Below are 24,580 nucleotides of genomic sequence, written 5' to 3'. Positions count from 1 at the left end.
CGAGACCCCAACGCGCCTGCTGATGCGCCTGGTTGACTCTTGAACCAGGTGTCCGGAAGCCCCCGGCGGGGCATGAACCCGCCGGGGGCTTCGGTGCGTGTCGCAGCGTCGGCGGGTGACGGCCGCCGACCGAGGGGGCGGCACGGAATGGACCCCCACGTCGGGCACGTAGGGGTCCGTTCTCCGAAAGGGAGCGGGTGGACTACTCCACCGTCACCGACTTGGCGAGGTTGCGCGGCTTGTCGATGTCGCGACCCAGGACCTTCGCCGCGTGGTAGGCGAGAAGCTGGAGCGGGATGCCCATGAGGATCGGGTCCAGCTCGTCCTCGTTCTTCGGGACCACGATGGTGCGGTCCGCCTTCTCCTGCTCCTGGTGGGCGACCGCGAGGATCTGACCGCTGCGCGCCTTGATCTCCTCAAGGGCGGCGCGGTTCTTCTCCAGCAGGTCGTCGTCGGGGACGATGGCGACCGTCGGCAGGGCGGGCTCGATCAGGGCCAGCGGACCGTGCTTCAGCTCGGAGGCGGGGTACGCCTCGGCGTGGATGTAGGTGATCTCCTTGAGCTTCAGGGACGCCTCGCGGGCGACCGGGTAGCCCCGGACGCGGCCGATGAAGAGCATCGAGCGGCTCTGCGCGTACTCCTCGGCCAGCTCGCGGACCTGCTCCTCCTGCTTGAGGATCTCGGCGATCTGGGCGGGCAGCTTGCGCAGACCCTCGATGATCCGCTTGCCGTCGCGCACCGACAGGTCACGGGTACGGCCGAGGTGCAGCGCGAGCAGCGCGAAGGCGACCGTGGTGTTGGTGAAGCACTTGGTGGAGACCACGCACACCTCGGGTCCCGCGTGCACGTAGATGCCGCCGTCCGCCTCGCGGGCGATGGCCGAGCCCACCACGTTGACCACGCCGAGGACGCGGGCGCCCTTGCGCTTCAGCTCCTGCACGGCGGCCAGTACGTCGTACGTCTCACCGGACTGGGAGACCGCGACGTACAGCGTGTCGGGGTCGACGACCGCGTTGCGGTAGCGGAACTCGGAGGCGGGCTCGGCGTCGGCGGGGATGCGGGCCAGCTCCTCGATCATCTGGGCGCCGATCATGCCCGCGTGGTACGAGGTGCCGCAGCCGAGGATCTTCACGCGGCGGATGCGGCGCGCCTCGCGGGCGTCCAGGTTGAGACCGCCGAGGTGCACGGTGGAGAAGCGGTCGTCGATGCGGCCGCGCAGCACGCGGTCCACGGCGTCGGCCTGCTCGTGGATCTCCTTGTGCATGTAGGTGTCGTGGCCGCCCATGTCGTAGGAGGCGGCTTCCCACTCCACGGTGGTGGGCTCGGAGCTGGTCCGGGTGCCCTCGGTGGTGTAGGTGCGGAAGTCGTCCGCCTTCAGGGTGGCCATCTCGCCGTCGTCCAGGGTGACGATCTGGCGGGTGTGGGTGACCAGGGCGGCGATGTCCGAGGCGACGAACATCTCCTTCTCGCCGATGCCGAGCACGACGGGGGAGCCGTTGCGGGCCACCACGATGCGGTCGGGGAAGTCGGCGTGCATGACGGCGATGCCGTAGGTGCCCTCGACGACGCGCAGCGCCTCGCGGACCTTGTCCTCCAGCTTCTCGGCCGCCGAGCGGGCGATCAGGTGGGTGAGGACCTCGGTGTCGGTGTCGGAGAGGAACTCGACACCGTCCGCCTCCAGCTTGCGGCGCAGGTCGGAGGCGTTGTCGATGATGCCGTTGTGGACGACGGCGACCTTGTCGTCGGCCGACATGTGCGGGTGGGCGTTCACGTCGGAGGGGGCGCCGTGGGTGGCCCAGCGGGTGTGGGCGATGCCGGTGGTGCCCTTGAAGCGCGCGGGGACCTTGGCCTCCAGGTCACGGACCCGGCCCTTGGCCTTGACCATCTTCAGACCGGCCGACTTCGGGGAGGAGACGACGATGCCCGCCGAGTCGTAGCCCCGGTACTCCAGGCGCTGCAGACCCTCAAGCAACAGCGGGGCGACGTCCCGCTTACCGATGTATCCGACAATCCCGCACATATAAGTCTTCCCTCACCCTGGAGTTTCTCAGCCGTAGACCATGCGGCGCAGTTGCCTGAGCGTCAGCTCCGGCGGCGCCACGGCCCGGTATTTCAGGTCCGCCTCGATCTGTTCGAAGATCGCTGTGTTCCGCAGCCCCTCGGCCTGCAGTTCACGGTGGCGGCGACGGACGTACTCCTGGGTCGTCTCGTCGAACCACGCCAGCACGTCCTGTATCACCCGCAGCGCTTCGCCCCTGCTCAGCGGGGTGGAGCGCGTCAGATGATCGACAAGTTCCTCGTGCACCCGGTAGATCCTGGGGCACGATCGCGACTTTCGCAAGAATCCTGCCCGAAATCGGGCAAGCGCCTGTTGGGGCTCCGATGGGGTGCTGTTAGCCGGAAATCCACCCCGCGTCCTGGGCGGCGTCGCCCGCGCCGGGCACCTTCTGGTGACATGGACATTCCTCGTATGGGCGTACCCGAGAAGCTGGCCGACCGCATGAGCATGGCCGAGCAGCACGAGTATCTGCGCTCCAGGTTCTCCCGGCGGACCATGATCAGAGGCGGCGCGGTGACGGTGGGCACCGTCGTCGGCGGCGCGTTCGTCTCCGGCGCCTCGGCCCAGGCGGCAGCCCCCACGGCGGGTACCGCCGCCACGCTCCCCGCCCACCGCCCCGCCGAGAGCGTCGACGGCGCCCTCGTCGCCCCCTTCGGACGCCATCTCGCCTGGGGCAACGACCCGCGCACCGAGGTCACCGTCTCCTGGCAGGTGCCCGTCGCGGTCAAGCGGCCGTTCATCCGGATCGGCGCCCACCCCTGGGACCTCTCCCGCAAGATCCAGGCCGAGGTCCGCACCCTCTACACCCCCGCCGGAGTCGGCGCCAGCGGCGACCACACCCAGTACTACGTCCACGCCAAGCTGACCCACCTGCGCCCCGGTCAGACCTATTACTACGGTGTCGGACACCAGGGCTTCGACCCCGCCGCGCCCCACCTCCTCGGCACCCTCGGCACCTTCACCACCGCCCCCGCCGGGAAGAAGCCCTTCACCTTCACCGCCTTCGGCGACGAGGGCGTCGGCTACCACGGACTCGCCAACAACGCCCTGATCCTCGGCCAGAACCCCGCCTTCCACCTGCACGCGGGCGACATCGCCTACGGCGACCCCTCCGGCGCGGGCAAGACCGCCGACACCGGCTTCGACTCGCGCACCTGGGACCAGTTCCTGCACCAGACCGAGTCCGTCGCCAAGCAGGTCCCGTGGATGCCCGCCTACGGCAACCACGACATGGAAGCCTGGTACTCGCCCAACGGCTACGGCGGCGAGGAAGCCCGCTGGACCCTCCCCGACAACGGTCCGGACCGCAAGAACCTCCCCGGCGTCTACTCCTTCGTCTACGGCAACACCGCCGTGATCTCGCTCGACGCCAACGACATCTCCTACGAGATCCCGGCCAACCTCGGCATCTCCGGCGGCACCCAGACCAAGTGGCTGGAGACCCAGCTCAAGAAGTACCGCGCCGCGAAGGACGTGGACTTCGTCGTGGTCTTCTTCCACCACTGCGCCTACTGCACCTCCACCGCCCACGCCTCCGAGGGCGGGGTACGGCAGGAGTGGGTGCCGCTGTTCGAGAAGTACACCGTGGACCTGGTCATCAACGGCCACAACCACCAGTACGAGCGCACCGACGTCATCAAGGGCGACAAGGTCGTCAAGAAGCTCCCCATCGGCGGCACCGCCTACCCGGAGAGCGAGGGCGTCGTCTACGTCACCGCCGGTGCCGCCGGGCGCAGCCTGTACGCCTTCACCGCGCCCGACTCCTACGAGGGGCACGAGCACGAGGTCGAGTCGGTCGCCTCCTTCGTCAACCTCAAGGACGGCAAGCACAACGAGTCCGTCACCTGGTCCCGGGTGCGCTACCTCGACTACTCCTTCCTGCGCGTGGACGTCACACCCGCGCCGAAGGGGCACACGGCGAAGCTGACCGTGTCCGGCATCGCGGAGACCGGCGAGCGGATCGACCACTTCACGGTGGCGCGCAAGGCGAAGTAACGCGTCGAGCGGCACGGGAAACGGGCACCCCGGAGGACCGTACTCCGGGGTGCCCGTCGCTTCTGCTCCCTGGTGGGAGCCCTCAGCGCCCGGCGAGCGGGTTCTCCAGGGTGCCGATGAGCTGGAGCGCGCCGGAGGGGTCGGCGAGGTCCACCATCTGCTTGTTGTTGCGCAACTGGAGCCGGTTCAGGCAGGACAGCGCGAACTCGGGGGCGAACATGTCGTACTGCGCGAACTTCTCCGTGAGCTGCGGGTTCGCCGCCTGGTACTCCCGGGTGACCTCCGCGACCGTGCCCCAGAACGCGTCCTCGGTCAGGACGCCCTCGGCGGCCAGGTTGGACGCCAGGAAGCGGAAGAAGCAGTCGAAGACGTCCGTGAAGATCGACAGCAGCTTCGTGTCCTCGGGCACCTCGACCCGGATGCGCCGGACCTCGGGCGGCAGCACCGCGTCCGGGTCCATCACGGCGATCTCCTCCGCGATGTCCTTGTACACCGCGCGCCGGACCGCGCCGTCCTTGAGCACCAGGATCACGTTCTCGCCGTGCGGCATGAACACCAGGTCGTAGGCGTAGAAGCTGTGCAGCAGCGGCACGTAGTACGCCCGCAGATAGTCGCGCAGCCAGTCCACGGGCGTCTGCCCCGAGCGCTCGATCAGCGCGCCCGCGAAGGAGGCGCCGTCCTGGTCGGTGTGGAGCAGGGATGCCATGGTCGCCAGCGACTCGCCCTCGGCGAGCCGGGACACCGGGGACTCCCGCCACAGCGCTGCCAGCATCTTGCGGTACGGCGAGTAGCGGTCGGTCGCCTGCTCGTACTCCAGGTGCCGGTAGCCGACGGCCGCCTGCTCGCGGATGATCGTCAGACCCGTCTCCCGCAGCACCGGGTCGCTCTCGATCAACTGCGCCAGCCAGTCGTTGATCGCCGGGGTCGCCTCCATGTAGGCGGCGGAAAGACCGCGCATGAAGCCCATGTTGAGGACGGACAGAGCCGTCTTCACATAGTTCTTCTCCGGGTGCGAGGTGTTGAAGAACGTCCGGATGGACTGCTGGGCCAGATACTCGTCCTCGCCCTCGCCCAGGCACACCAGATGGCGGCGCGCCACCTCGGCGGCGAACGTCACGCTGAGCTTGTTCCACCACTGCCAGGGGTGGACCGGGATCAGCAGATAGTCCTCCGGGTCCAGACCCTGCCCGGTGAGCACGCCCCGGAACCGCTCCAGGGTGGCATCCCCCAGCTCCCGCCGGAAGAACTCCTCGTACTCGACGCCCGCCCCGGCGGTGAACGCCGCCCGCGAGCGGTGCGCGGCCAGCCAGACCAGTTGCACCGGGCTCGCGGTCTCCGGCGCGTACGCCAGATACTCGTGCACACCGAAGCCGAGCCGCCCGTTGTTCGCGACGAAGCACGGGTGACCCTCGGTCATCCCGGTCTCGATCTCCTGGAACGAGCCGGTCGCCAGCTCCTTCGCGGTGACGCGGGGCTTGGTGAGCTTGTAGCAGGTGCCGGACAGGGTGGAGGAGATCTCCTCCAGATAGACCGGCAGGATCTCCTCGCTCAGCCCGAGCGCTTCCTTGAACTCGATGAAGAAGTCCAGGGCGGCGAGCGGGAGTTCGGAGCCGTCCCGGTGCCGGGTGATCGAACCGGCGTCGACCTGCCAGTGGTCGAGTCCCCGGCGGACGGCGGAGAAGCGGTACGAGGTGAGCTTGTCGTCGCTACGGACGACGTACCCCTCCCCGTCCTCCTCGGGCGTGAGCAGCCGCTCGTGGGCGAACTCCGCGAGCGCCTTGCGGATGAGCAGGCGGTTGGCCTGCTCCCAGCGCTCGGGGGAGAGGTGGGCGACGGAATCGGCGAGCGTCACGCGGCCACCCCCGTCGCCGCCTCGAACCGCTCCCGCGTGCAGAAACTCAGCAACGCCCGCTTCTCCGGCTTCTCTATCTCCCGCACTGCCTCGAAGCCGACAGCCTCGTTCAGCACGTGCACCGCCTTGTTGTGCACGTCCGGCTCCACGACCACGCGCCGGGTCGCCGGGTCCGCGAACAGATGCGCCATCACAGCCGTGATCACCGACCGGGTGAACCCGTGCACAGGCGTGTCCGTGGGCGGCACCAGGAAGTGCATCCCGACATCGCCCTCCTCGGGCTCGTACAGCCCGACCAGCTCCCGGTGCGCGGGGTCGTAGCTCTCCATCAGGAAAGCCGGCACCCCGGACTCGTCCAGCCCGATGAAGGCGTGGTGGTGCGCGTCGGCCGCGATCTCCATGTAGGCACGCTCGACGTCGACGAGCCGCGCGTCCTGCATCATCCAGAACGCGGCCTTCGGGTCCGTGACCCAGCCGTGGACGAGACTGGCGTCCTTCAGGGGGTCGAGGGGACGGATCGTGAAGGTCATACGGCGAACTCCTGGAAGGCGATGGTCTTCTCCACCGGGTAGTACTCCCTGCCGAGCAGGTCGCGGATGATGGAGGCGTTCCGGTAGGGGCCCATGCCCAGGTCGGGGCTGGTCACGCTGTGGGTGTGGACGCCGGCGTTCTGGAGGAAGACGCCCCGGCCCGTGGTGTCGATCGCGTAGTTGCGGGCGATGTCGAAGTTGCCGTGGGAGTCGTAGCGCAGGCGGTCGCGGACCGGCTTGAGGAACTCCGGCTCGCGGTACTGGTAGCCGGTGGCGAGGACCAGGCCGTCGCTCTCCAGCTCGAAGTCCTTGCCCTGCTCCTCCTGGCGGAAGGCGAGGCTGTAGGTGCCGTCCTCGTAACGGGCGCTCGTGAGGGCGGAGTTGGTGAGGAGGCGGGTGGGGACCGGGCCGCCGAGGTTCTTCTGGTAGAGCAGGTCGAAGATCTCGTTGATCAGCTCGCCGTCGATGCCCTTGAACAGACCCTTCTGCGCGGTGGCGAGCCGGTAGCGGGTGTCCTCCGGGAGCGCGTGGAAGTAGTCGATGTACTCCGGGGAGGTCATCTCCAGCGTGAGCTTGGTGTACTCGAGCGGGAAGAAGCGCGGGGAGCGGGTGACCCAGTTCAGCCGGTAGCCGTGGACGTCGATCTCGCTGAGCAGGTCGTAGTAGATCTCCGCCGCCGACTGCCCGCTGCCGACCAGGGTGATGGAGCGCTTCTTCTGCAGCTCCGCCTTGTGCTGGAGATAGCGGGAGTTGTGCAGGAAGTCGCCGCCGAGGTCCTGGCACGCCTCGGGGATGTACGGCGGGGTGCCGGTGCCGAGGACCAGGTGCTTGGCGCGGTAGGTGTCACCGGCGTCGGTGTGCACGGCGTACACGCCGTCCTCGTGACGGACTTCGGTGACCGTGGTGTTGAACCGCACGCTGGTCAGCTTGTTGGCGGCCCAGCGGCAGTAGTCGTCGTACTCGACCCGCAGCGGGTAGAAGTTCTCGCGGATGTAGAACGAGTACAGACGGCCCTTCTCCTTCAGGTAGTTGAGGAAGGAGTACGGCGAGGTCGGGTCGGCCAGGGTGACCAGGTCCGACATGAACGGCGTCTGGAGGTGGGCGCCGTCGAGGAACATCCCGGCGTGCCACTCGAAGTCCGGCTTGGAGTCGAGGAAGACGCCGTTCAGCTCGTCGATGGGCTCGGTGAGGCAGGCCAGTCCGAGGTTGAAGGGACCGAGGCCGATCCCCACGAAGTCAAGGACGGGGCTGGCTTCAGGAAGCGCGGTCAAGGGACTCTCCCAGGTACTGCTCGGCGTGGCCGGCGATCAGATCGAGGACGGCGGCGATGTCGGCCGCGGTGGTCTCGGGGTTGAGCAGGGTGAACTTCAGGTAGTGACGTCCGCCGACCTTGGTGCCCGCGACGACGGCGTCACCGGAGGCGAACAGGGCCTTGCGGGCATAGAGGTTGGCGCGGTCGATCTCGGCGGGGTCGGTGACACCGGCCGGGATGTAGCGGAAGACGAGGGTGGAGAGGGTGGGCTCGACGACCACGTCGTAACGGGGGTCGGTGGCAAGGAGCTTCCAGCCCTCCCGGGCCAGTTCGCAGACCTCATCGAAGAGTTCGCCGATGCCGTCGGCGCCCATCACGCGCAGCGTCATCCAGAGCTTGAGCGCGTCGAAACGGCGCGTGGTCTGGAGGGACTTGTCGACCTGGTTGGGGATGCGCTCCTGGACCATGCGGCGGGGGTTGAGGTACTCCGCGTGGTAGGTGGCGTGCCGCAGGGTGGCCACGTCGCGCACCAGGAGGGCGGACGAACTCACCGGCTGGAAGAAGGACTTGTGGTAGTCCACGGTGACCGAGTCGGCGCGCTCGATGCCGCTGAGGCGGTCGCGGTGCTTCAGTGAGGTGAGCAGTCCGCAGCCGTACGCGGCGTCGACGTGCATCCACACGCCGAACTGCTCGCACAGCTCGGCGATTTCGGGCAGCGGGTCGATGGAGCCGAAGTCGGTGGTGCCCGCGGTGGCGACGACGGCCATCGGGACAAGACCGTCCTGCGCACAGCGCTCCAGCTCGTGGGCGAGCGCGACGGTGTGCATCCGCTTGTCGTGGTCCACGGGGATGGTCACGACGGCGTCGGGTCCGAGACCGAGCAGTTTCGCGGACTTCTTCACGCTGAAGTGGCTCACCTCGGAGGCGAACACCCGCAGTTTGTCGAGCGATTCGGTCTTGGTCTCCTCGCGGGCGAGCAGCAGCGCCTGGAGGTTGGACTGGCTGCCGCCGGAGGTGAAGACCCCGTCGGCGTTCTCACCGAGACCGATGCGCTCGGTGGTCCAGTCGATCAGTTTCCGCTCGATGAGCGTGCCGCCCGCCGACTGGTCCCAGGTGTCCAGGGAGGAGTTGACGGCGGAGAGCACCGCCTCGCCGAGCACCGCCGGTATGACGACCGGGCAGTTGAGGTGGGCGAGGTAGCGGGGGTGGTGGAAGTAGACGGCGTCGCGGAGGTACAGCTCCTCCAGCTCGTCCAGGACGGCGGCGGTGTCGCCGAGCGGGCGGTCCAGGTCGACGGCGTCGATGCGGGGGGTGAGGTCGTCGACGGTGACGCCGGTGAACGGACGTTCGGTGGTGGCCAGTTTGGCAGCCACCCGCTCTACTCCTTCGGTCACGGAGCGGCGGTAGTGCTCCGCGGTGAGGCCATTGAGCAGGTGCGAGCGCATGTGGGGGTCCTCCGAGGGGACTGTCCGTGCGGGAACATCAACTTAGGTTAGCCTAACCTAAGTTAGCTCGCGAGTGATCACGGGGGTGCGGTGACGGGAGTCACGTCGGCGCGGCGCTCGGCTTTGGCGGGCGGGGGCGGGGGGTGCGGTTGCCCGCGCTCGCTCACGTGGGGGTACCGGGGTGCGCTGCCGGTGCGGGCTTGCTACGTGGTCGGCCGTCTGTGGGGCTGGACCGGGCTGCCGATGACCGCTCGCGGGGGAGCGGGGGTGCGGCTCTTGGTGGTGAGCCTGGTGAATTGGCGGGGGGTGGGTGCGGGCCGGGTGAGTCCGACCCCGTCTCCGGCGGCGGCGCGGGGCTGGGCGGGACAGGTGGGATTCGGCGTCATCGCCCCTGCACCGTCCCGGTGTTCAGCCCGCTGTGTCGCGGTGGCGGTTCGCTCCGTGCGTGAGTGACCGTCCCGCACGTGAGCCGCGCCGTCCGTACCCGAACCGGGTCGTCCCGCAGGCGAATCCGGCCGTCTCGCACGCGAACCCGGTCGCTCCGGCGCGATGGCGGCGCGGTCGGCACGTGAAATGGCGCGCCCCGTAGGCGAATCCGGCCGCTCCGCACGTGACGTCAGTCGTGCCGCACGCGCACCCGACCGCTCCGCCCCGGCGGCGAGCCGTCCCGTACACGAACCCGGCCGCCCCTTCCGTGAAGCCCGGTGGGACGGGCTGGGGAACGGGGCGGCCGGGGCCGTCGTCATGCGGGGCTCCTGAAGGTCAGGAAAGGACGGCTCAGCCGACCTTCTTCGCCGTCTCGATGGCCTTCGCGAGGTTCTCGAGGAGCGGGGCGCACTTGGCGTAGGACAGGATCGGCTCGGCGGAGCGCGGGATGACCTGGCCGGCCTTGACGGCGGGGAGCTTCTTCCAGGTCGCCTTGGTGATGTCGGCGGGCTGGAGGGCGGAGGTGCGGTCGTCCATCATGATGATGTCGGCCTTGTACTTGTCGACGTTCTCCCAGCTCAGCGTCTCGAACCAGCCGCCGGTCGCCTTCTTGGCGGACTCCGAGGGCTCGACGAAGTTCACGCCGAGGGACTTGAAGTACTCCAGGTCGGCGGAGAGGTTCGTGCCGGAGACGTAGAAGACGGTCGGCGCGGCGGAACCGGCCATGACCTTGATCTCCGGGCGGGACTTCGCGGCCTTGCGCAGCCGCTCGGAGGCGTCCTCGAAGCGCTTCTTCGCCGCGGTCACCTCGGCGGCCTTCATGTCCGCGCCCAGCGACTCGGCCAGCTCCCACACGCGCTGGAGCGGCTTGGACAGCGGGCGGTCGAAGACGGAGATCGCGACGCTCGGCGCCAGCTTGGCGATCTTCGAGGCGGACTCCTGCGGCACGTACCAGAGGGTGCCCTTGGCGTCGTAGGTCGTGGAGATGAGGACCTCGGGACCGAAGGCGGCGTACTTCTCGATGTTGAACTGGTCCCAGACGTTGCCGAAGACCGTGAGCTTCTTGACGTCCAGGTCGCCCGCCTGCACGTCCGCCTTGCCGTCCTTCGTCGTGGTCGGGCCGAACACGCCCTTGACCTCGACGCCGTAGTCGTGGAGCGCGGCGGCTATGCCGGTGAAGGCGACGATCTTCGTCGGGACGCTGTCCAGCTTCACGGTGGTGCCGCGGTCGTCCTTGTAGCTCCACGCGCCGGACTTGCCGGGCTTGGACTGCCCCTCGGAGCCACCGCTCTTGCCCTTGTCGTCCCCGCAGGCGGCGAGCGCGACGCCGAGCCCGAGAGCGCCGCCCGCGGCGAGCAGACCGCGACGAGTGAGGGTGGTACGCGTGTGGGACATGGAGTGACTGCTTTCGACCGGGGCTTGATCGCCCGCCGGACTGGTTCGGGGCAAGGTTAGCCTAACCTTGCCCTTTGTCCAGGGGGTGGCAGGGGCCTTCCGGTGCGCAAGTGATGCCCGATGGGCCGTCAGAACCTGTGATTCGTGACGACGGCGTTGCCGTAGACGTCGTAGACGGAGACGAATCCGGCCGTGGAGTCCTTCCACGAGGCGAACGCCTCCGCGATGGCGTCCGCCGCGCCCTGCGGGTCCGCGACCGGGGTACGTCCGCCGCCGATGTCCGTGGCGACATAGGCGTTGCCCGCGTGTGCGTCCCAGGTGCCGACGATGCGGTCCACGCGGGCAGCCGCCGACTTCTGCGCGTCGGTGCCGTGCGCGGCGGTCCAGGTCCGGAACTCCCGCGCGTTCGCCTTCGAGCGCGTCCGGTCCTGGTCGGCGGGGAGCCTCTCCGCCGCCCGGGTCGTGCCGTCCGGGCGCGCGGTGTCCTCCAGCACCGAGCAGCCGGTGCCCCCGCCGACCAGGAACGCGGTCAGGGCGAGGGCGGCGAGTGCCCGCGAGCGGGGGCGTGCGGGACGTACGACTTGAGACGTCATGGTCCCAAACCTACTGAGAAATAGCGTAGTTGACGTGACATCAGGTGATCGCGGGGGTGGGATGTGTCACCCCCGCGATCACCTCGGCGGCGGGCCGGAGGCGGCGGAGCGGATCGTCGGAACCTCAGCCCGTCAGACCCAGTTCGCGGGCGATCAGCATGCGCTGGACCTCGCTCGTGCCCTCGCCGATCTCCAGGATCTTGGAGTCGCGCCACATGCGGGCGACCGGGTACTCGTTCATGAAGCCGTAGCCGCCGTGGATCTGGGTGGCGTCGCGGGCGTTGTCGACGGCGACCGTGGAGGAGTAGAGCTTGGCGATGGCGGCTTCCTTCTTGAAGGGTTCACCGGCGACCAGGCGGGCAGCCGCGTCGCGCCAGGCGAGGCGGGCGGTGTGCGCCTTCATCTCCATGTCGGCCAGCTTGAACTGGATGGCCTGGTTGGTGCCGATGGGACGGCCGAAGGCGTGCCGCTCCTTGGCGTAGCGCACCGACTCGTCCACGCAGCCCTGGGCGAGCCCGGTGCCGAGGGCGGCGATGGCGATGCGCCCCTCGTCCAGGATGCGGAGGAACTGGGCGTAGCCGCGGCCCTCCTCGCCGAGCAGGTTGGCGGCGGGGACGCGCACGTCCTGGAAGGACAGTTCGCGGGTGTCGGAGGCGTTCCAGCCGACCTTGGAGTACGGCGCCGCGACCGTGAAGCCCGGGGTGCCGGAGGGGACGATGATCGCGGAGATCAGCGGCTTGCCGTCGGGCTTGCGACCGGTGACCGCGGTGACCGTGACCAACCCGGTGATGTCCGTGCCCGAGTTGGTGATGAAGCACTTGGAGCCGTTGATCACCCATTCGTTCGTGTCCGGGTCCAGGCGGCCCGTGGTGCGCGTGGCACCGGCGTCGCTGCCGCCGTCCGGCTCGGTCAGCCCGAACGCGCCGAGGATCTCGCCCGCGCACAGCCGGGGCAGCCACTCGGCCTTCTGCTCCTCGGTGCCGAAGAGGTGGATCGGCATGGCGCCCAGCGAGACGCCCGCCTCCAGGGTGATGGCCACGGACGAGTCGACCCGGGCCAGCTCCTCCAGCGCGATGCCGAGCGCCAGATAGTCGCCGCCCATGCCGCCGTACTCCTCCGGGAACGGCAGCCCGAACAGACCCATGCGGCCCATCTCGCGGACGATCTCGTACGGGAACTCGTGCCGCTCGTAGAAGTCGCCGATCTTCGGCGCCACGACGTCGTGCGCGAACTCCTCCACCGTGCGGCGGAGTTCCTCCAGCTCGGGGCTGAGACGGTGGTCCATGCTGATCACTGGTCCTTGTCGGGCTGAGTCGTGTTGCCGAGGGCGCGGACGGTTCGGGAGGGGCTCGGGCGGCCCAGGTGCCCGGCCATCCACACGCTGGTGGCGGTCAGGCGGTCGAGATCGACCCCGGTCTCGATGCCGAGGCCGTGCAGCATCCAGACCAGGTCCTCGGTGGCGAGGTTCCCGGTGGCGGACTTGGCGTAGGGGCAGCCGCCCAGACCCCCGGCGGAGGCGTCCACGGTGGTCACCCCGTGCTGGAGGGCGGCGAAGGTGTTGGCGAGCGCCTGGCCGTAGGTGTCGTGGAAGTGCACGCCGAGGGCGTTGGTCGGCACGCCCGACTCGTTGAGCAGGGCGAGCAGTTCGAGCACATGGCCCGGGGTGGCCACCCCGATGGTGTCGCCGAGGCTCAGCTCGTCGCAGCCCATGTCCATGAGCGCCGTGCACACCTTGACGACCTGGTGGAGCGGGACGGCGCCCTCCCACGGGTCGCCGAAGCACATCGACACATAGCCGCGTACGTGGGCGCCCGCGTCCTTCGCCTGCCGCACCACCGGCTCGAAGACGGCCAGCGACTCGTCCACCGAGCGGTTGAGGTTGGCCTTGGCGAAGGACTCGGTGGCGCTCGCGAACACCGCGATCCGGCGGGCGCCGAGCGCGAGGGCACGGTCCAGACCGCGCTGGTTGGGCACCAGCACCGGGAGGTCCGCGTCCAGATCGCCGAGGAGCGGGAACAGCTCCTCCGCGTCGGCCAGTTGGGGCACCCACTTGGGGTGCACGAAGCTGGTCGCCTCGATGGTGGTCAGACCCGCGTCGGCCAGGCGGCGCACGAACTCCGCCTTCACCGCCGTCGGTACGGCCGTCTTCTCGTTCTGCAGTCCGTCGCGCGCGCCCACCTCGTGGATGCGCACCCGGGCCGGGAGATCCGGCGCCGGTACGACCATGGGCAGTCCCTCGGTGCTCACTCCGCCGTCTCCTTCGGCTCGATGACCGCCAGGACCTGGTCCATGGCGACCGTGCTGCCGGGGGTCACGTCGAGTTCGGCGACCGTGCCCGCGTGCGGGGCGGAGACGACGTGCTCCATCTTCATCGCCTCCACGACCAGCAGGCTCTGCCCCGCCTCCACCTCGTCGCCCACGGCCACCTTCACCACGGTCACCGTGCCGGGCATGGGCGCGGTCAGCGAGTCGGCGCCCGCGTGCGCGGAGCGGGTGAGGGAGGCGACGACGGGGTCGTGGTCCCGGACCTGCCAGGCGTCGCCGTCCCGGCCGAGCCAAGTGCCGTCCGGCGGCGTGGCGAAGGTGTACGACACCCCGTCCAGCTCGAACGCGAAGCGGTGCCCGTCCGCCGAGAAGGCCCCTGGGGTCACCCGGACCGGGGTGTCCGCGCCGTCCGGAAGCAGCTCGGTCCCGCCGTCGGCGGTGCGGCGTACGCGCACGGTCACCGGCTCTTGGCCCGGCGCCCGCAGGGGGTGAGGCGTCCAAGCGCGCGCACCACCGAGCCGCCACCCATCGGCTGCGCCGAACGGATTCACCCAGCCGGTCCCGGCCGCCGGGGCGAGCGCCGTCTGTCGCAACAGCGCTGCCGCCGCGTACACCTCCTCCGGCACCTCGGTGGTGACCAGCTCGTCCACCACCCGCTCCACAAGACCCGTGTCCAGCTCGCCCGCCACCACCGCCGGATGCGCCAGCAGCCGCCGCAGGAACCCCGCGTTGGTCGGGACGCCCAGGGTGACCGTCTCCGCCAGGGCGCCGCGCAGCTTCCGCAGAGCCGTCGCGCGGTCGGGGCCGTAGGCGATGACCTTGGACAGCATCGGGTCGTACAGGCTGCCGACCTCGGTGCCCTCGGAGAGACCGGAGTCCGTGCGGACCCCGTCGCCCTGCGGTTCGCGGAGCAGCAGGACGGTGCCGCCGGAGGGGAGGAAGCCTCGGGCAGGGTCTTCCGCGCAGACGCGCGCCTCCACCGCGTGCCCGGTCAGCGTCACGTCCTCCTGGGCGAAGCCCAGCCGCTCACCGGCGGCGACCCGGAGCTGCCACTCGACCAGGTCCAGTCCGGTGACCAGCTCGGTGACCGGGTGCTCGACCTGGAGGCGGGTGTTCATCTCCATGAAGTAGTAGGAGGAGGGGTCGCCGCCCGGCACGATGAACTCCACCGTGCCCGCGCCCCGGTACCCGCACGAGCGCGCCGCCTGCACGGCCGCCTCGCCCATCGCGGCGCGGGTCGCCTCGTCGAGCAGGACGCTGGGCGCCTCCTCGATGACCTTCTGGTGGCGCCGCTGGAGCGAGCACTCGCGCTCACCGAGGTGGACGACGTTGCCGTGCCCGTCCGCGAGCACCTGGATCTCGATGTGCCGGGGGCGGTCGATCCACCGCTCCACCAGCAGGGTGTCGTCGCCGAAGGAGGTGCGGGCCTCGCGGCGGGCGGCCGCGATCTCCTCCTCCAGGGCGGAGACGTCCCGGACGAGACGCATCCCCTTGCCGCCGCCGCCCGCCGAGGGCTTGAGCAGCACCGGGGTACCGATCTCCCGCGCCGCGTCGGCCAGTTGGGCGTCGGTCAGCCCGCTGCCGCTGGAGCCCGGCACGACCGGGACCCCGGCCGCCGCGACCGTCTCCTTGGCGCGGATCTTGTCGCCCATCAGGGCGATGGCGTCGGCGGACGGACCGATGAAGACCAGCCCCGCCTCCTCGCAGGCGCGCGCGAAGCCCGCGTTCTCCGCGAGGAAGCCGTACCCCGGGTGGACGGCCTGGGCGCCGGTGCGGGCGGCGGCTTCAATCAGCCGCTCCACCGACAGATAGCTCTCCCCGGCGGGCGCCGGGCCGATCCGGACCGCCGTGTCGGCCTCCCGGACGTGCCGCGCGTCCGCGTCGGCGTCGGAGAAGACCGCCACCGAGCGCACACCGAGCGCACGGAGCGTACGGATGACCCGTACGGCGATCTCGCCCCGGTTGGCGACCAGCACTGTGTCGAACACGAATTCCCCTCCCGCTACATCCGGAAGACGCCGAACCGGGGCTCTCCCAGCGGCGCGTTGGCACAGGCAGTCAGGGCGAGGCCCAGGACCTGGCGGGTCTCCAGCGGGTCGATCACGCCGTCGTCCCAGAGGCGGGCGGTGGCGTAGTACGCGCTGCCCTGGTCCTCGTACTGCGCGCGGATCGGTGCCTTGAAGGCGTCCTCCGCCTCGGCGGACCACTCCTCGCCGCGCGCCTCCATCTGGTCGCGCTTGACCGTGGCGAGCACGGACGCGGCCTGTTCGCCGCCCATGACGGAGATCTTGGCGCCGGGCCACATCCACAGGAAGCGGGGGGAGTAGGCGCGACCGCACATCGAGTAGTTGCCCGCGCCGTACGAACCGCCGACCACGACCGTCAGCTTCGGCACGCGCGTGCAGGCGACGGCGGTGACCATCTTGGCGCCGTGCTTGGCGATGCCGCCCGCCTCGTAGTCCCTGCCGACCATGAAGCCGGAGATGTTCTGCAGGAAGACCAGCGGGATGCCGCGCTGGTCGCACAGCTCGATGAAGTGGGCGCCCTTCTGGGCGGACTCGGAGAAGAGGATGCCGTTGTTGGCGACGATGCCGACGGGGTGACCATGGATGCGGGCGAAGCCGGTGACCAGGGTCTGGCCGAACTCGGACTTGAACTCGCTGAAGCGCGAGCCGTCCACCACGCGCGCGATGATCTCGCGGACGTCGTAGGGGGTGCGGGAGTCGACCGGGACCGCGCCGTACAGCCCGAAGGGGTCCACCTTGGGCTCGACGGGCGCCGTGACCTCCCAGGGGGCGTCCTTGCGGGCGGGGAGGGTGGCGACGATGTTCCGCACGATCCTCAGCGCGTGGGCGTCGTCCTCCGCGAGGTGGTCGGTGACGCCGGAGACGCGGGAGTGGACCTCGCCGCCGCCCAGCTCCTCCGCGGTGACGACCTCGCCGGTGGCCGCCTTCACCAGCGGGGGACCGCCGAGGAAGATCGTGCCCTGGTCGCGGACGATCACCGCCTCGTCGCTCATCGCCGGGACGTACGCCCCGCCCGCCGTGCAGGAGCCGAGAACGGCGGCGATCTGCGGGATGCCGGCGGCGGACATGCGCGCCTGGTTGTAGAAGATGCGGCCGAAGTGGTCGCGGTCGGGGAAGACCTCGTCCTGCATGGGCAGGAAGGCGCCGCCGGAGTCGACCAGGTAGACGCAGGGGAGGCGGTTGTCGAGGGCGACCTCCTGGGCGCGGAGGTGCTTCTTGACCGTCATCGGGTAGTACGTGCCGCCCTTGACCGTGGCGTCGTTGGCGACGATCACGCAGGTGCGACCGCTGACCATGCCGATCCCGGCGATGACTCCGGCGGCGGGAGCCTGTCCGTCGTACATCCCGTCGGCCGCGAGGGGGGCCAGCTCCAGGAAGGGGGAGCCGGGGTCGAGCAGTGTGTCCACCCGGTCCCTGGGCAGCAGCTTGCCGCGCGCGGTGTGGCGGGCGCGCGCCTTCTCGCCGCCGCCGAGGGCGGCGTGCGCGAGCTTCGCGCGCAGCTCCTCGCCGAGGGCGAGATGGGCCTGTTCATTGGCCCGCCAGGCCGTCGACGCGGGATCCGCCGCGCTCGTCAGCTCCGGTGCCTCGTGCATCCTGCGAACCCCTCACCTTGTTAATGAGCGTTAACGCATTTCCCTCAGGTTAACGACCGCTAACCTCGCTGTCTAGAATGAACCGCATGGCCAGCAGAACCGACGCCCCGACCCGGCGCCAGCAGATCCTCAGGGAGGCCGCGCGCCTGTTCGCCGAGCGCGGCTTCCACGGTGTCGGCGTGGACGAGATAGGAGCGGCGGTCGGCATCAGCGGTCCCGGGCTCTACCGGCACTTCCCCGGCAAGGACGCGATGCTCGCCGAGCTGCTCGTCGGCATCAGCGGTCAGTTGCTGACGGGCGCCCGGCGCCGTCTCTCGGAGGCGGACGGCCACGCGGACGCCTCCGCCGTCCTCGACTCCCTCATCGAGGGGCACATCGACTTCGCCCTCGACGACCGCCCGCTGATCACCCTCCACGACCGCGAACTGGACCGCCTGCGCGAGAGCGACCGCAAGCTCGTCCGCCAGCTCCAGCGCCAGTACGTCGAACTCTGGGTGGAGGTCGTCCGCGAGGTCCACCCACTCCTCACCGAACCCACCGCCCGCTCCGCCGTCCACTCCGTCTTCGGCCTCCTCAACTCCACCCCCCACCTCGGCCGAGCGGGCACCCTCCCCGGCCGGGGCACCACGGCAGCGCTGCTGCACCGGATGGCGCGGGGGGCGTTCGCGTCGGCGGGCGCGTGACGGCTCCGCCGGTGGGGCGGGTGAGATGTGTGGGCTCGCCGGATTCTGAGCGGGCACGCTTCCCGGCCGGGGCTGTGGCGGCGTTGTCGTGCCGGATGGCGTGGGGGCGTTCGCGTCCGTGATCGGCTGGGGCTTCGCCGGTGGGTTGTGGTGGTGGGGCGGGCGGGATGTGTGGGCTCGCCGGATTCTGAATGGGCATGCTTTCCGGTCGGGGTTGTGGCGGTGTTGTCGTGCCGGTTGGCGTGGGGGCGTTCGTGGGCGGGAGGGGCTGGGGCTCCGGCGGTACGCTGCGGTGCCGTGGACTACGTCAGGATGCGTGCCCTCGTCGAGGAGCTGGATGCCTTCGCCTCCGGGCTCGAAGGGGCGTGGCAGGTCGAGATCGGGGCGGCGGGGCCCTCGCTTGCCTTGCGGCGCTGCCCGAAGCGCCACGCGGGGATCGTCCGCAGGCTGCGCGAGCAGGTGGACCGGCAACTCCGCGCCACCCACCCGGACCACATCTGTGCGTCCCCGCACATCGAGCACCCGACGCTGGGCCGGATGCTCCACCCGGACCTGGCGGTCGTCCCGCGGGCCGCGCTCGACGAGGACGGCCCGGCGGTGGACGCCTCGCAGGTTCCGGCGTCCGCCGAAGTCGCCGTCGCGGCGGACGGGAGGCCGGCCGCCTTCGCCGCCATGGGCATCGCCCACTACCTGATCGTCGACCCCCGCACCGGCACCATCGAGGTCCACTCCGACCCCTGCAAGGGCCGCTACGCCCGCAAGGACGCGTACATCTTCGGCGACGCCGTCCCCTTCGGTTCCTGGCTCATCGACACCGCCGACTTCCGCCGGTACGGCAAGGCCGGTGACTGACACCGCTGACACCGCGTACGCGGGCAGGTGGGGAAGCTCACCCTGGACGGTGACCGTACTCGCCGGTACCTTCGGTTGAGCAAGCGCTTAGACATGCCCGATGTCATGCCGAGGTACGTGGAGGTGGCGGCGTGCGCCGTACGGTTTTCAACGAGGATCACGAGGCGTTCCGGGAGACCCTTCGGGACTTCATCGAGGCCGAGGTCGTGCCCGTCTACGACGAGTGGTTCGCCGCCGGCCAGGCTCCCCGCGACTTCTACTACAAGCTTGGCGAGCTGGGCATCTTCGGGATCAACGTGCCCGAGGAGTTCGGCGGCGCGGGCATGGACAGCCACAAGTTCGAGGCGGTCCTCTACGAGGAGACCGCCCGCGCGGGCGTCCAGTTCGGCGGCTCCGGCGTGCACGTGCTGCTCGCCCTGCCGTACATCAAGATGCTGGCCACGGACGAGCAGAAGAAGCGGTTCCTGCCGAAGTTCGTCACCGGCGAGGAGATGTGGGCCATCGCGATGACGGAGCCCGGCACCGGTTCCGACCTCGCGGGCATGAAGACCACCGCCAAGCTCTCCGAGGACGGCACGCACTACGTCCTCAACGGCGCCAAGACCTTCATCACCGGCGGCGTCCACGCCGACAAGGTGATCGTCTGCGCCCGCACCTCCGCCCCGAAGGAGGACGACCGCCGCTTCGGCATCTCCCTCTTCGCCGTGGACACCAAGTCCGAGGGCTACTCGGTCGGTCGCAAGCTCGACAAGCTCGGTCTGAAGACCTCCGACACCGCCGAACTCGCCTTCGTGGACGTCAAGGTCCCCGTCGAGGACCTGCTCGGCGAGGAGAACAAGGGCTTCTCTTACCTCGGCCACAACCTCGCCTCCGAGCGCTGGGGCATCGCCTTCGGCGCCTACGCCCAGGCCAAGGCAGCCGTCCGCTTCGCCAAGCAGTACGTCCAGGACCGCACGGTCTTCGGCAAGCCGGTCGCGCACTTCCAGAACACCAAGTTCGAGCTGGCCGCCTGCCAGGCCGAGGTGGACGCCGCCGAGGCGGTCGCCGACCGCGCCACCGAGGCGCTGGACGCCGGTGAGCTGACCCCCGCCGAGGCCGCCTCCGCGAAGCTCTTCTGCACCGAGGTCGCCCACCGCGTGATCGACCGCTGCCTCCAGTTGCACGGCGGCTACGGCTACATGAACGAGTACCCGATCGCCCGCCTGTACGCGGACAACCGCGTCAACCGCATCTACGGCGGCACCAGCGAGATCATGAAGACGATCATCGCCAAGGACATGGGCCTGTAAGCCCCCCGAAATGACTGGCCGATACCACTACACGTCATGAGCCAGGCACTTCAGGACCTCCTCGATCTGCTCGACCTCGAACGGATCGAGGAGGACATCTTCCGCGGGCGGTCCCGCTCCGCCGTCGTCCCCCGTGTCTTCGGCGGACAGGTCGCGGCCCAGGCGCTCGTCGCCGCGGGCCGCACCGTCCCCGCCGACCGCCACGCGCACTCCCTGCACGCCTACTTCCTGCGCATGGGCGACCCCGGAGCGCCGATCGTCTACAGCGTCGACCGCATCCGCGACGGCCGCTCCTTCACCACCCGCCGCGTCGTCGCCGTCCAGCACGGCAAGCCGATCTTCCATCTCTCCGCGTCCTTCCAGACGTTCGAGGACGGTCTCGACCACCAGTCCGCCATGCCGCTGGCGCCCGACCCGGCCACGCTGCCCACCTCCCCGGAGCGGCTGCGCGGCTACGACCACCTCGACCCCGAGGTCGTCGAGCGCTTCCTGGAAGCCCGCGAGGCGATCGACCTGCGCTACGTGGACGAGCCGCCGTACGGCGAGTTCGGCACCCCGCGCGAACCGCACAGCCAGGTCTGGTTCCGCACCAACGGCAAGCTGGACGACGACCCCCTGCTCCACGTCGTCCTCGCCACCTACGTCTCCGACATGACCCTGCTCGACTCCGTGCTGCTCGCGCACGGGCGCGGAGGGTGGGCCGTCGGCGACGTGGTCGGCGCCTCGCTGGACCACGCGATGTGGTTCCACCGCCCCTTCCGTGCCGACGAGTGGCTGCTGTACGACCAGGAGTCACCGTCCGCCCACGGCGGCCGGGGTCTCGGTCAGGCGCGCATCTTCACCCGGGAGGGGCAGCTCGCCATCTCGGTCGTCCAGGAGGGCGTCGTCCGCGTCCCGCGCTGAAAATGGCACCGTCAACAACCGTGTGGCGAAGGGGACTTGACACTGCCGTCAGATACATGGTTGCTCGAAGTGACGAGTGGCGCATGGGGTACTAGGCTCTATCAGTGAAAGCCGCAACGCACGGTTTGCCCGGCCGACGAGCTTCCGGACGCCCGGATCTCAGCCGCAGCACCCGGTGACGCACAGCGTACGGATGACTGACAGGCGTCGGCGGCTCCACATCGTGCCGCTCAGACATTGCGGTGACATCTGAAGACCGCGCCGCATCTTCCTCTTCGCGGCGACGGCCATCCACCTCGCCCCCAGCCTGGGGACACGCGAGAGACGATGGAGATGGAAGGTATTCCCATGCGATCACAGCGCACGAGGCGCCTCGTCGCGATGTCCGCCACCGGCCTGCTGCTGGCCGGAGGAGCCGCGATAGGCACCGCGGGCACCGCCTCTGCAGCCCCGTCCCACAACAACGACCGCAGCTCCTACGGCAACGACTGGGGCGGCAGGAACCACAACGGCTGGAACAACGGCTGGAACGACAACAACTGGGGCAACAACGGTCGGTACCACCACAACAACTGGTGGAACGACAACGACTGGGGCTGGGGTGACTGGGGCTACGGCCATGGCCACAACGGCTACGGTCACGGCGGCTACGGCCATGGCGACTACGGCCACGGCGGCTACGGCCACGGTGGCGGTCATGGTGGCGGCCACGGCGGCGGTCATGGTGGCGGCCACGGTGGCGGCGGCCACGGACGCTGACTCATTCACCGCGATCTGAGCGCGATGTGCGGCCCTGGACGGGGCCGTGCATCGCGCTCGGCGCGTTACAGCCCCGCTTCCGCCAGGAGATAGGCGGTCATCGGGTCGTAGAAGCGAGGGCTCACCACATGGTCGTCGAGCGGCACCGCGACCTGGAGGGTGCCCTCGGACTCGGCGAGGAAGAGCGCCGGGTCGTTGCAGTCGGCGTAGCCCACCGCGTCCACGCCGTGCTGCGCGGCGTATCCCGCCCAGCCGTGATCGGCGACCACGAGATCGGGCAGCGGGCGCCCGGCGCGCTCAAGTCCGGTGAGAATGGCGCGCATCGGCTCGCCCGAGTGGGTGTGCCAGAGGGTCGCGCCGTGCTCCAGGACGGCCACGTCCGCGAACTGCATGACGTACCCCTCCTCCGTCGTCAGCCCGTCGGGGATGACGGTGATCTCGCAGCCCGCGGCGCGCAGCGCGGCGGCAGTGGCGCGGTGCACGTCGAGCAGCCCGCCCGGGTGACCGGTCGCGAACAGCACCCGCTGCTCGCCCTCGGCCGCCTTGCGCAGCCGTGCCGCCATGCGGTCCAGCGCGTCCACGGTCAGCTCGGGGTCGATGGTGTCCTGGCCGTACCGGTGACCGGGATCGTCGTTCACGCCGACGCGTTCGGCCATCACCGCGAGCACGTCCTGCTCGTCGGACCAGCGCTCGCCCAGCTCCAGACCGAGCCAGAAGTGACGGTCTCCGTTGGCGAGCCTGCGGTAGTGGGAGAGGTTGTTCTCGCGGGGGGTGGCGACCTCGCCCGCGATACGTGTTCTCACCAGATGCTCGACCAGCTCGGCGCGGCTGGGTGTCCCGGGTATCGGCATGCCCCCCATTGTGGGGCAGCGGGCCGGGTGCCGTCTCCGGCATCGCGCCGCCGCGGGTCTCAGCCCCGGCGCAGCGCGAACCACAGCTCCATCCGTACGTCCGGATCGTCCAGATCGGCGCCGAGCAGCGTCGCGCAGCGGGCGATCCGCTGGCGCACGGTGTTGCGGTGGACGCCGAGCGCGACCGCCGTACGGTCCCAACTCCCGTGCAGCGAAAGCCAGGCGCGCAGGGTCTCGGCGAGCGCGGGTCCGGCGGCGAGCGGGGCGAGCAGGGCGCGGGCGTGCGCCTCGGCGTCCGCCGGGGGCACCAGGTCCGCGAGCCCCGGGCGGGCGCCGTGCCGTACCAGCGCGGTGCGGGTCGCGCGGGCGCGGGCCAGCGCGCGCGCCGCCTGCGCGTCGGCGGCGGACCAGTCCGCGGGCTGGGCGGGCGCGCTCACCCCGAGCGTCCACCCGGGCTGCGGCTCCGGCTCGCGCCCGCCGGGCACCAGCACCCGTACGACGTCCCGCGCGAGGTCGGTCAGCGGCGAGCCCAGCGCCGCCCCCAGCGCGGCGGCGGTTACGGCGTCCGGCGTCCTTCCCTCGGGCCGTGCGTGCACGACGACCCATGGCTCCTCCCGCCCCGGGCGCAGCAACGGCACGACCTCCTCGGCGGACGCCCCCAGCAGCAACCGCACCAGCGCCGAGGACCGGTCCGCGCCCGCCCCGCTCTGATGCTCCCCGGTCAGCAGCGACAGCAGCACGGCGGCGACGGACGCGATGGTGTGGTCCCCGGCGGTCCGCTGCCCGGCGGCGACCCCGAGCACGAACCCGCCCGCGGTACCGAGGGCGTAGGCGGCGAGGTGGGTGCCGTGGTGGGTGTCGGTCGCGGAGGTGGGGGTGGGGCGGGGGGTGCTGCCGGGGCGGGGTTCGGGGTCCGTCCCGGGTCGAAGGGCGGCGTCGGCTTCCGGCGCGGGCTCGGGCTTGAGGGGGGCGTCGATGTCGGTGCCCGGGGGTCCCGCCGCGGTGCCGTCCTCCCGAGCCGTGCCGCCCGCCGCATCGCCCTCCCCGGCTCCTGCGGACGGCGTCCGCAGTGGCCGTACCACCGACGCCAGCCGGGCCAGTGCCTCCCGGGTGTCCGGGGTCGTGGGGGTGCGGCCCGCGGAGGCGATCAGTGTGCCGTCGGGACCGTAGAGGACCGCGTGGCCCGCGAGGCGCTGGGCGAGCTGGCGGAGGACGGAGGGGACCGGGTCGGGGCGGGAGGCGGCGGCGGTCAGGCTCTGCTGTGCCTCGGTGACACGGCGGAGTTCGGCGAGGCGCGCCTGGGCCATCAGTTGCCAGACGGCACGGGCGACACCGGAGAACGTCGTGCGCGGAGGCACATCAAGGAGGGGCAGCCCGTGCGCCTCGCAGGCGGCGACCAGCGCGCGCGGCACCGTGTCGTGCACCGGGGCGAGTCCGAAGCCGAGTGCGGCGCCGCCCGCCGCGACGATCCGGGAGACGTAGTCGTAGAAGTACGCCCCGGAGCCCGCCGCCTCCGGCACGTGCACCCCCGCCGTGAGCAGCAGCTCGCCGCCCAGGAGATAGGGGTACGGGTCGGCCATCTCCGAGGTGTGCGCCCAGTGGATCACCGTGTCCGGGTCCTCGGGTCCCGCGATCTGCCGCAGCCCCAGGTCCTCCCGCGCGAGCAGAGCGGCGAGCGGTACGGGCGGGGTCGGCGGCACAGCCGGGGCGATCGGTTCCGTCATGATGTGCGATTCCTCCGTCCCACCCCGTTCAAGTGGATGAAACGTACACTTCGCAGTCGCTTTCCGGCCACCTAATCTCTAGGCGGAA

The 24,580-nt window shown here is 70.4% G+C and carries 20 protein-coding genes; 6 read left to right on the top strand and 14 right to left on the bottom strand.

The window, feature by feature from the left end:
• Window positions 1-202: 202 nt before the first annotated feature.
• Window positions 203-2,020 (bottom strand): glutamine--fructose-6-phosphate transaminase (isomerizing), encoded by a 1,818-nt coding sequence (gene glmS, locus IF655_RS17440; protein ID WP_199585734.1) that lies wholly within the window; start codon window positions 2,018-2,020, stop codon window positions 203-205.
• A gap of 27 nt (window positions 2,021-2,047) precedes the next feature.
• Window positions 2,048-2,305: a hypothetical protein gene (locus tag IF655_RS17435; RefSeq protein WP_199585733.1), complete on the bottom strand. Its 258-nt coding sequence runs from the start codon at window positions 2,303-2,305 to the stop codon at window positions 2,048-2,050.
• Between the two features lie 165 nt (window positions 2,306-2,470).
• On the opposite strand from IF655_RS17435, the gene IF655_RS17430 reads away from it, so the two are divergent.
• A complete protein-coding gene (locus tag IF655_RS17430; protein WP_199585864.1) occupies window positions 2,471-4,054 on the top strand; it encodes a metallophosphoesterase family protein in 1,584 nt (527 codons plus the stop codon).
• Between the two features lie 82 nt (window positions 4,055-4,136).
• Here the strand turns inward: IF655_RS17430 and IF655_RS17425 are convergent, their stop codons facing one another.
• The 10 genes from IF655_RS17425 to IF655_RS17380 all read right to left on the bottom strand — a co-directional run bounded on the left by IF655_RS17425 (window position 4,137) and on the right by IF655_RS17380 (window position 17,431).
• Window positions 4,137-5,906: an IucA/IucC family siderophore biosynthesis protein gene (locus IF655_RS17425; protein WP_199585732.1), complete on the bottom strand. Its 1,770-nt coding sequence runs from the start codon at window positions 5,904-5,906 to the stop codon at window positions 4,137-4,139.
• Entirely contained in the window at window positions 5,903-6,436 is a 534-nt protein-coding gene (locus IF655_RS17420; protein WP_199585731.1) for a GNAT family N-acetyltransferase, read from the bottom strand. The genes IF655_RS17425 and IF655_RS17420 overlap by 4 nt, the downstream gene beginning before the upstream one ends.
• Window positions 6,433-7,707, bottom strand: coding sequence for a lysine N(6)-hydroxylase/L-ornithine N(5)-oxygenase family protein (locus IF655_RS17415; protein ID WP_199585730.1), 1,275 nt, complete (start codon window positions 7,705-7,707; stop codon window positions 6,433-6,435). Before IF655_RS17415 ends, IF655_RS17420 begins: the two co-directional genes overlap by 4 nt.
• Window positions 7,691-9,133 (bottom strand): lysine decarboxylase DesA, encoded by a 1,443-nt coding sequence (desA, locus tag IF655_RS17410; protein WP_199585729.1) that lies wholly within the window; start codon window positions 9,131-9,133, stop codon window positions 7,691-7,693. The genes IF655_RS17415 and desA overlap by 17 nt, the downstream gene beginning before the upstream one ends.
• 777 nt (window positions 9,134-9,910) lie before the next feature.
• Entirely contained in the window at window positions 9,911-10,954 is a 1,044-nt protein-coding gene (locus tag IF655_RS17405; RefSeq protein WP_199585728.1) for an ABC transporter substrate-binding protein, read from the bottom strand.
• Window positions 10,955-11,082: 128 nt separating this feature from the next.
• Complete coding sequence (locus IF655_RS17400) at window positions 11,083-11,547, bottom strand: hypothetical protein (protein WP_242488782.1); 465 nt, start codon at window positions 11,545-11,547, stop codon at window positions 11,083-11,085.
• A gap of 124 nt (window positions 11,548-11,671) precedes the next feature.
• Window positions 11,672-12,832, bottom strand: a complete 1,161-nt coding sequence (locus tag IF655_RS17395; protein WP_199585727.1) for an acyl-CoA dehydrogenase family protein — start codon at window positions 12,830-12,832, stop codon at window positions 11,672-11,674.
• A gap of 5 nt (window positions 12,833-12,837) precedes the next feature.
• Window positions 12,838-13,794: a hydroxymethylglutaryl-CoA lyase gene (locus IF655_RS17390; protein ID WP_199585726.1), complete on the bottom strand. Its 957-nt coding sequence runs from the start codon at window positions 13,792-13,794 to the stop codon at window positions 12,838-12,840.
• Entirely contained in the window at window positions 13,791-15,800 is a 2,010-nt protein-coding gene (locus IF655_RS17385) for an acetyl/propionyl/methylcrotonyl-CoA carboxylase subunit alpha (RefSeq protein WP_199585725.1), read from the bottom strand. Before IF655_RS17385 ends, IF655_RS17390 begins: the two co-directional genes overlap by 4 nt.
• Window positions 15,801-15,814: 14 nt before the next feature.
• The gene (locus IF655_RS17380; protein WP_199585724.1) at window positions 15,815-17,431 is read right to left on the bottom strand and encodes a carboxyl transferase domain-containing protein; all 1,617 of its coding nucleotides are present in this window, start codon (window positions 17,429-17,431) and stop codon (window positions 15,815-15,817) included.
• A gap of 86 nt (window positions 17,432-17,517) precedes the next feature.
• Between IF655_RS17380 and IF655_RS17375 the strand changes: the two genes are divergently transcribed.
• The 5 genes from IF655_RS17375 (at window position 17,518) to IF655_RS17355 (ending at window position 21,917) form a co-directional block, all read left to right on the top strand.
• Window positions 17,518-18,114 carry a TetR/AcrR family transcriptional regulator gene (locus tag IF655_RS17375; RefSeq protein ID WP_199585723.1) on the top strand — a complete coding sequence of 199 codons (597 nt, stop codon included), beginning with the start codon at window positions 17,518-17,520 and terminating at the stop codon, window positions 18,112-18,114.
• A 297-nt stretch (window positions 18,115-18,411) separates the two neighbouring features.
• Window positions 18,412-18,966, top strand: coding sequence for a Uma2 family endonuclease (locus IF655_RS17370; RefSeq protein WP_307814952.1), 555 nt, complete (start codon window positions 18,412-18,414; stop codon window positions 18,964-18,966).
• Between the two features lie 131 nt (window positions 18,967-19,097).
• The gene (locus tag IF655_RS17365) at window positions 19,098-20,255 is read left to right on the top strand and encodes an acyl-CoA dehydrogenase family protein (protein WP_199585722.1); all 1,158 of its coding nucleotides are present in this window, start codon (window positions 19,098-19,100) and stop codon (window positions 20,253-20,255) included.
• A 36-nt stretch (window positions 20,256-20,291) separates the two neighbouring features.
• Entirely contained in the window at window positions 20,292-21,158 is an 867-nt protein-coding gene (gene tesB / locus IF655_RS17360) for an acyl-CoA thioesterase II (RefSeq protein WP_199585721.1), read from the top strand.
• Window positions 21,159-21,506: 348 nt separating this feature from the next.
• A complete protein-coding gene (locus IF655_RS17355; protein WP_199585720.1) occupies window positions 21,507-21,917 on the top strand; it encodes a hypothetical protein in 411 nt (136 codons plus the stop codon).
• A 65-nt stretch (window positions 21,918-21,982) separates the two neighbouring features.
• Here IF655_RS17355 and IF655_RS17350 read toward each other — a convergent pair whose 3' ends face one another.
• Together IF655_RS17350 and IF655_RS17345 are read right to left on the bottom strand one after the other, a co-directional pair.
• On the bottom strand, window positions 21,983-22,768 hold the full coding sequence (locus tag IF655_RS17350) for a phosphatase (RefSeq protein ID WP_199585719.1): 786 nt from the start codon (window positions 22,766-22,768) through the stop codon (window positions 21,983-21,985).
• A gap of 59 nt (window positions 22,769-22,827) precedes the next feature.
• Window positions 22,828-24,492 (bottom strand): PucR family transcriptional regulator, encoded by a 1,665-nt coding sequence (locus IF655_RS17345; RefSeq protein WP_199585718.1) that lies wholly within the window; start codon window positions 24,490-24,492, stop codon window positions 22,828-22,830.
• Between the last annotated feature and the right edge of the window lie 88 nt (window positions 24,493-24,580).

Source organism: Streptomyces sp. DSM 110735 (assembly GCF_016482685.1).
GTDB lineage: Bacteria > Actinomycetota > Actinomycetes > Streptomycetales > Streptomycetaceae > Streptomyces.
The sequence above is the reverse complement of the archived record's forward strand: the minus strand, read 5'-3'. Positions and strand labels throughout refer to the sequence as shown.

Bases quoted from the DNA above. Each gene is read 5' to 3' on its own strand.
- IF655_RS17420 (WP_199585731.1), bottom strand. From the start codon at position 6,436: ATGACCTTCACGATCCGTCCCCTCGACCCCCTGAAGGACGCCAGTCTC.
- desA (WP_199585729.1), bottom strand. From the start codon at position 9,133: ATGCGCTCGCACCTGCTCAATGGCCTCACCGCGGAGCACTACCGCCGC.
- IF655_RS17350 (WP_199585719.1), bottom strand. From the start codon at position 22,768: ATGCCGATACCCGGGACACCCAGCCGCGCCGAGCTGGTCGAGCATCTG.
- IF655_RS17355 (WP_199585720.1), top strand. From the start codon at position 21,507: ATGCGATCACAGCGCACGAGGCGCCTCGTCGCGATGTCCGCCACCGGC.
- glmS (WP_199585734.1), bottom strand. From the start codon at position 2,020: ATGTGCGGGATTGTCGGATACATCGGTAAGCGGGACGTCGCCCCGCTG.
- IF655_RS17375 (WP_199585723.1), top strand. From the start codon at position 17,518: ATGGCCAGCAGAACCGACGCCCCGACCCGGCGCCAGCAGATCCTCAGG.
- tesB (WP_199585721.1), top strand. From the start codon at position 20,292: ATGAGCCAGGCACTTCAGGACCTCCTCGATCTGCTCGACCTCGAACGG.
- IF655_RS17405 (WP_199585728.1), bottom strand. From the start codon at position 10,954: ATGTCCCACACGCGTACCACCCTCACTCGTCGCGGTCTGCTCGCCGCG.
- IF655_RS17380 (WP_199585724.1), bottom strand. From the start codon at position 17,431: ATGCACGAGGCACCGGAGCTGACGAGCGCGGCGGATCCCGCGTCGACG.
- IF655_RS17400 (WP_242488782.1), bottom strand. From the start codon at position 11,547: ATGACGTCTCAAGTCGTACGTCCCGCACGCCCCCGCTCGCGGGCACTC.
- IF655_RS17345 (WP_199585718.1), bottom strand. From the start codon at position 24,492: ATGACGGAACCGATCGCCCCGGCTGTGCCGCCGACCCCGCCCGTACCG.
- IF655_RS17430 (WP_199585864.1), top strand. From the start codon at position 2,471: ATGGGCGTACCCGAGAAGCTGGCCGACCGCATGAGCATGGCCGAGCAG.
- IF655_RS17395 (WP_199585727.1), bottom strand. From the start codon at position 12,832: ATGGACCACCGTCTCAGCCCCGAGCTGGAGGAACTCCGCCGCACGGTG.